The sequence below is a fragment of the Rhodococcus sp. (in: high G+C Gram-positive bacteria) genome (genome assembly GCF_049286785.1).
In the GTDB taxonomy this organism is placed as follows: Bacteria; Actinomycetota; Actinomycetes; order Mycobacteriales; family Mycobacteriaceae; genus Rhodococcus_F.
In genome coordinates, this window is record NZ_JBAQEO010000834.1 from 1 (window position 1) to 6,129 (window position 6,129).

The following is a 6,129-nucleotide window of genomic DNA, read 5'->3' on the forward strand; positions in this document are numbered from 1 at the left end:
CCGTTCCGATCCTCCTCCACCGTCATACCGCGCGACCGCGCACAGTCCGAGAACCACTCGCGCAGCGTCATGTCCGCATCGTTCCACGCGAATCTGCGATATCCACGAGTCGACTTGTGCTGTCCCACATCGAGGGTGGTCGCCCACAGCGAATCGAAGGAGGTCATGTTCTCGGTCCTCTACTGATAGTGCCGGACGTCAGTCCGAGCGATTGTCAGGATACGCGCCTGCCGCCTACATCGCGCCGGGAATCCAGGTCGTCCCGGCCAGGGGAACCCGGGCCATGGCCGAGGCTTCCACGGTGAGGGCGACGAGGTCCTCGGGTTCGAGGTTGCGCAGGTGCGACTTGCCGCAGGCGCGGGCGAGGGTCTGCGCTTCCATCGTCAGCACGCGCAGGTAGTTCGCGAGCCGTCGTCCGCCTTCGACGGGGTCCAGGTTCTTCGACAATTCCGGGTCCTGCGTGGTGATCCCGGCGGGGTCCCTGCCTGCCTGGAAGTCGTCGTAGAACCCGGGCGCCGAGCCGAGCTCTGCGTACTGCTTGGCATAGCGGGAGCTGTTGTCGCCCAACGCGATCAGAGCCGCGGTGCCGATCGCGACGGCGTCCGCACCGAGGGCCATGGCCTTCGCGACGTCGGCACCGCTGCGGATGCCACCGGACACGATCAACTGGACCTTCCGATGCACTCCGAGCTCCTGAAGCGCCTGGACCGCCTGTGGGATCGCGGCCAGCGTCGGGATGCCGACGTGCTCGATGAACACGTCCTGCGTGGCGGCGGTGCCACCCTGCATGCCGTCGACCACGATGACGTCCGCGCCGGCCTTGACGGCGAGCTTCACGTCGTAATACGTGCGGGTGGCGCCGACCTTGATGTAGATCGGCTTCTCCCAGTTGGTGATCTCGCGCAGTTCGATGATCTTGATCGCGAGGTCGTCGGGGCCGGTCCAGTCGGGGTGCCGGCAGGCCGATCGCTGGTCGACCCCCATCGGCAGGGTGCGCATGCCGGCGACGCGTTCGGTGATCTTCTGCCCCAGCAGCATTCCGCCACCGCCGGGCTTGGCGCCCTGACCGAGCACGATCTCGATCGCGTCGGCCTTGCGCAGATCGTCCGGGTTCATCCCGTACCGCGACGGTAGGTACTGGTACACCAGGTTCTTCGACTGCCCGCGTTCCTCGGGGGTCATCCCACCGTCACCGGTGGTCGTGGACGTGCCGACCTCGCTGGCGCCGCGACCGAGCGCTTCCTTCGCCTGCCCGGACAGCGCACCGAAGCTCATGCCGGCGATGGTGATCGGAATATCGAGGTGCAGCGGGAACTTTGCGTTGCGGTCGCCGAGCACGACGTCGGTGTCGCACTTCTCGCGGTAACCCTCCAGCGGGTACCGGGACATCGAGGCACCGAGGAACAGCAGGTCGTCGAAGTGGGGCAGCTTCCGCTTGGCACCCCAGCCGCGGATGTCGTAGATGCCGGTCTCGGCGGCCCGCTGGATCTCGGAGATGACGCCGCGGTCGAACGTCGCCGATTCGCGCAGGGCCGGGTTCGAGGTAGTCATGACGGTTCTCCTAGTACGCGCTGGCGTTGTCGACGTGGAAGTTGTAGAGCTGGCGGGCGGAGCCGTAACGCGTGAACTCGGACGGGTCGGCGTCGAAACCCGCCGCTGCGAGCAGCTCCCGAAGTTCGCTCAGGTGCTCCTCGCGCATCTCCTTCTTAATGCAGTCGGCGCCGAGAGAAGCGACGGTGCCGCGCACGTAGATGCGTGCCTCGTACAACGAGTCACCGAGGGCCTCCCCCGCATCCCCGAGGACCACGAGACGCCCGGCCTGACCCATGAATGCGGACATGTGCCCGATGTTGCCGCCGACGACGATGTCGACACCCTTCATCGAGATGCCGCAGCGCGCAGCGGCATTGCCGTCGATCACGAGCAATCCGCCGTGGGCGGTGGCGCCCGCGGACTGCGACGCATCACCCTTGACGTGGACGGTGCCCGACATCATGTTCTCGCCGACCCCCACCCCGGCGTTGCCGGTGACCGTGACGGTGGCCTGCTGGTTCATGCCGGCGCAGTAGTAGCCGACGTGCCCTTCGATGGTGACGTCGATGTCGGAATCGAGACCGCAGGCGAGCGCGTGCGCACCCTGCGAGCCGGTGATGGTGACCGACTTCGGCGCCTCCGGTGAGGTGAGTCGTTCGTTGACGGCGCGGGTGCTCGACGTCGCAAGATCCAGGACGGTCATGGCCGTGATGGTCTCAGTGGTGGCTACCGGTGCCATACGTACACCTCTTCCGGTTCGGGCTCGAAGATTCGGGCGTTGTCGACGCCGGGCAGGTTGGCCAGGGCGCGGTATTCGGAGGCCATCGCGACCCACTGGTCGGTCTCGGCGATGACGGCGGGCTTGCAGGAGATGGCGTCGCGGACCACGGCGAACGAGTCGGCCGTCGAGACGAGCAGGGTGTAGAAGCCGTCGAAGGTCTCGTTCAGCATCAGCAGCGCCTTCTCCAGGTCGACACCCTCGGCGAGTTGCTTCGCGACGAACCGCGCCCCGACCTCGGTGTCGTTGGCGCTGTCGAACACGACGCCCTCACGTTCGAGCTGATGCTTGATGCTCATGTGGTTGGAGAACGAGCCGTTGTGCACGAGGCACTGATCGGGGCCGACGGCGAACGGGTGCGATCCCTCGGCGGTCACGGCGGATTCGGTGGCCATGCGGGTGTGAGCAACACCCTGCCAGCCACTCGCCGACGGCAGACCGAACCGGTTCGCCAGGTCGAGGGGGTCTCCGACGCCCTTCAGGACGGTCAGGTCGTCGCCGAATCCGATGACCCGCGCCGACGGCGCCACGCTGCGCACGGCGGCTGCGAGATCGCCCGGGCCGACGGCTCCGTGCAGGATCGTCGTCGGGGACAGGTCGATTCCGGTGATGGTGGTATCGAGTGACGCCGACAGGGTCGCGGCGAGATCCGTTGCGGGGACCGGGCAGTCGAGCAGCGACACCGTGGCTTCGCCGAGCGGGGACCAGGTTCGGTCGCCGTAGATGGCCATGCCCGCCGAGTCCGGACCGCGGTCACACATCTGCCCGAGCATGTCGGTCAGCAGGGCGCCGAGTTGTGGATAGAGGGACGGCTCACGCAGGTGAAGTCCGACGATTCCGCACATGGAGGTCTCCTTTCGGGAGTTCTGTCAGAACGCTGTCAGGTAGTGGTCGAGCTCCCAGGAGGAGACGGTGTTGTGCCAGGCGAAGAATTCCTCCCGCTTGAGTTTCGCGAAGTACGCGGCGACCCCCGGGCCTGCGACGTCCAGCGCGCCGCTCACGATCGGATCCGATTCCAGGGCGTCCATCGCGTGCAGCAGCGTCATCGGCAGCATGTCGCTGGGGCTGTCGCCGGAGCCGGGTGTGCCGGGGTCGAGATCCTGTGCGATGCCGTCCAGGCCGGCGGCGATGGTGGCGGCCGCGGCCAGATAGGGATTGGCCGAACCGTCGCCGCCGCGCAGTTCCACGCGATTCTTGTCCGGAACCCGGAGATAGTGAGTGCGGTCGTTACCCCCGTAGGTGGCGTACCGAGGCGACCAGGTGGCACCGCTGGCTGTGGAGGTGGCGCCGGTTCGCTTGTAGGAGTTGACGGTCGGTGCGATCACTCCCTGCAGCGCGCACGCATGCTCGAGGATCCCGGCAATGAACGCGTACGCGGTCTTCGACAGTCCGAGTCCCTTGGGGTCGTCGCCGTCCGGGAACACCGAACCGCCCTCGTTCCACAGCGACAGGTGCATGTGCATGCCGGACCCGGTGCGGTCGGTGAAGGGTTTGGGCATGAACGTGGCCTTCATGCCGCGCTTCTCGGCGATCACCGACAGCAGGTACCGGGCCGTGATCACCCGGTCGGCGGTGGTCATGGCGTCGGCGTAGTCGAAGTTCTGCTCGAACTGCCCGTTGCCGTCCTCGTGGTCGTTGGCGTAGTTGCCCCACCCGAGAGCGTTCATTGCCGCGGACACCTCGGCCAGGTGGTCGTACATCCGGGTGACGTCGCGCGCGTCGTAACACGGCTGACGGCTGACGTCGGCGGTGTCCGCGGTGGTGAGGGCGCCGCCTTCGGTGCGGTTGACGAGGAAGTACTCGATCTCGGCGCCCACGTTGACGGACAGACCGAGATCGGCCGCCTTCGCGAGCATCTCCTTCAGGATCACCCTCGGCGAGAACGGCCAGGGCTTGCCCTCCACATGCGGATCGCAGTGCACCATCGCCAGTCCGGGCTTCACGAACGGGATCGGCGTGAACGACGAGACATCGGGTATGGCAACGAGATCGGAGTCCTTGGGCTCCTGACCCATGTGTCCGGCAGCGTAGCCGGCAAAGCCCACGCCGTCGTTCTGAAGTTGCTCGACGGCCTCGATCGGGACGAGTTTGGCGCACGGCTTGCCGGACAGGGTCACGAAGAGCGCGAGGATGAAGCTGGTCTCGGTGGCCCGCGCCACCTCGGACAAGGTCTGCGGTTGCGGTGTCATGAGGGTCGGTGGGGTGAACGCGTCAGCGGTGTCGACGGCCATGGGAAGCTCCTGAACTGGGGGTTACCAAGTGAGTGGGTCTGCGGGTGAGTGGGTCGTCGGGTCAGCGCATTTCGCCGGCGCCCGCGTAGGGGTACAGACTGACGAGGAGATCGCCTTCCTCGAAGCGCGAGTATCGGAAATCGGAGGGCTCGACGTTCGGGAGCGTCGTCTTGCCGTCGTCGAGGAGCATGTCGGCGACGAGGCGCCCGACTGCCGGCGAGATCTTGAAACCGTGACCGGAGAATCCGGTGGCCAGGAACAGTCCATCGACCGGCGCGGGACCGATGATCGGGTTGTAGTCGGGAGTCACGTCGTACGCGCCGACGTAGCTCGAGGTGATCCGCGGGTCGGGCATGTCGGGTAGACGGTTCCCGAGCTTCCCGATGTTCTTCTCGATGGTGCTGTCGTCTGCGCGGTTGCGGTACTTGTCGGGGTCGATGTACTCGGGCGCGGCGTGGTCGCTGTTGCCGACGAGCAGTTCACCGTTCGGCTCGCGGCAGATGTACTGCAATCCGGCGAGGTCCGACAGCACCGGCACCTCCGGCGTCGGAACACCCTGATCGATCAGGACGAGCTGCGCCCGTTGGGCTTTCACCGGGATGTCGACGCCGACACCGGCGCCGAGTTCGGGGGCCCACGGCCCGGTGGCGAGGATCACCTGCTCGGCATGCACTTGGTCGCCGTTCGCGAGCGTCACCCCGTAGACGCGGCCGTCCGCGTTCTGCAGCAGCGAGGTCACCGGAGTGCTCTGGCGGATCTTGACGCCCAGCTTGCGGGCCGCCGCACCGAAAGCCATACCGGCCATGTACGCCTCACCGCGGCCACCGAGGGGCTCGTAGGCGAAGGCGGCGAAATCGTCGAGGTGCAGTCCCGGCCACAGTTCGGCCATCGTGTCGTGGCCGATGTAGTCGACGTCGATGCCGAGGCCCTGCATCATCGCGACGTTCGCCTTCAACGGGTCGACGTTGTTCTCGCCGACGCCGACCACGTATCCGCACTGACGGAACGCCATGTCGTCGCCGAAGATCTCGGTGGCCCTGGTGAAGATGTCGACGCCGTACCACGACATCGCCGCCAGCGACGGCGTTCCGTAGTGGCACCGGACCACACCACTGGACTTTCCGGTCATGCCCGAGCACAGGGTGCCACGCTCGAGGACCAGGACATCGGTCTCCCCGCGGTCCGCGAGCGACCATGCGATGGCGAGACCCTCGAGTCCCCCACCGACGATCACGAACTTTGCTGTCTGTGTCACATCGTTTCCTTCATTCGGCCGGATGCGTCAGGCTCTCGCGACTGAGGTAGATCGTTTCACCTCATGAATCGTTGTTGTTCACTATGAAACATGCTGGCGATGTCGATCACGTTACGGAGATGTTGTTGGTGAATTACCAATTCCGATACGCCCACCGCCCTTACGAGGGGACATTGCAGCCCCGATCAGGCGATTTACGGAAACGGAGGATTGTTTACCTCGAGGAAATGTGCGATCTGGTTTCCTGTTAGTACTTCCAGTTTCCCACTGGAGGTTCGGGGCGTGAACGCCATTTCCCACCATCCACCACTTCTCCAGGGAGAACCCATGAC

At 65.9% G+C, this 6,129-nt stretch carries 5 protein-coding genes and 1 pseudogene; all 6 read right to left on the reverse strand.

What is annotated here, in order from left to right; translation table 11 throughout:
* Positions 1-167: pseudogene (locus WAW17_RS29945) on the reverse strand (allantoate amidohydrolase); the annotation flags it as partial.
* 67 nt (positions 168-234) lie between these two features.
* Entirely contained in the window at positions 235-1,551 is a 1,317-nt protein-coding gene (locus WAW17_RS29950) for an FMN-binding glutamate synthase family protein (RefSeq protein ID WP_422336481.1), read from the reverse strand.
* Positions 1,552-1,561: 10 nt separating this feature from the next.
* Positions 1,562-2,272, reverse strand: a complete 711-nt coding sequence (locus WAW17_RS29955; protein WP_422336482.1) for a protein glxC — start codon at positions 2,270-2,272, stop codon at positions 1,562-1,564.
* Positions 2,260-3,156, reverse strand: coding sequence for a class II glutamine amidotransferase (locus tag WAW17_RS29960; RefSeq protein WP_422336483.1), 897 nt, complete (start codon positions 3,154-3,156; stop codon positions 2,260-2,262). Before WAW17_RS29960 ends, WAW17_RS29955 begins: the two co-directional genes overlap by 13 nt.
* Positions 3,157-3,180: 24 nt before the next feature.
* Complete coding sequence (glnT, locus tag WAW17_RS29965) at positions 3,181-4,542, reverse strand: type III glutamate--ammonia ligase (RefSeq protein ID WP_422336484.1); 1,362 nt, start codon at positions 4,540-4,542, stop codon at positions 3,181-3,183.
* Between the two features lie 61 nt (positions 4,543-4,603).
* The gene (locus WAW17_RS29970; RefSeq protein WP_422336485.1) at positions 4,604-5,797 is read right to left on the reverse strand and encodes an NAD(P)/FAD-dependent oxidoreductase; all 1,194 of its coding nucleotides are present in this window, start codon (positions 5,795-5,797) and stop codon (positions 4,604-4,606) included.
* Between the last annotated feature and the right edge of the window lie 332 nt (positions 5,798-6,129).

Coding starts and splice junctions, on each gene's coding strand:
- WAW17_RS29950 (WP_422336481.1), bottom strand. CDS start 1,551: ATGACTACCTCGAACCCGGCCCTGCGCGAATCGGCGACGTTCGACCGC.
- WAW17_RS29955 (WP_422336482.1), bottom strand. CDS start 2,272: ATGGCACCGGTAGCCACCACTGAGACCATCACGGCCATGACCGTCCTG.
- WAW17_RS29960 (WP_422336483.1), bottom strand. CDS start 3,156: ATGTGCGGAATCGTCGGACTTCACCTGCGTGAGCCGTCCCTCTATCCA.
- glnT (WP_422336484.1), bottom strand. CDS start 4,542: ATGGCCGTCGACACCGCTGACGCGTTCACCCCACCGACCCTCATGACA.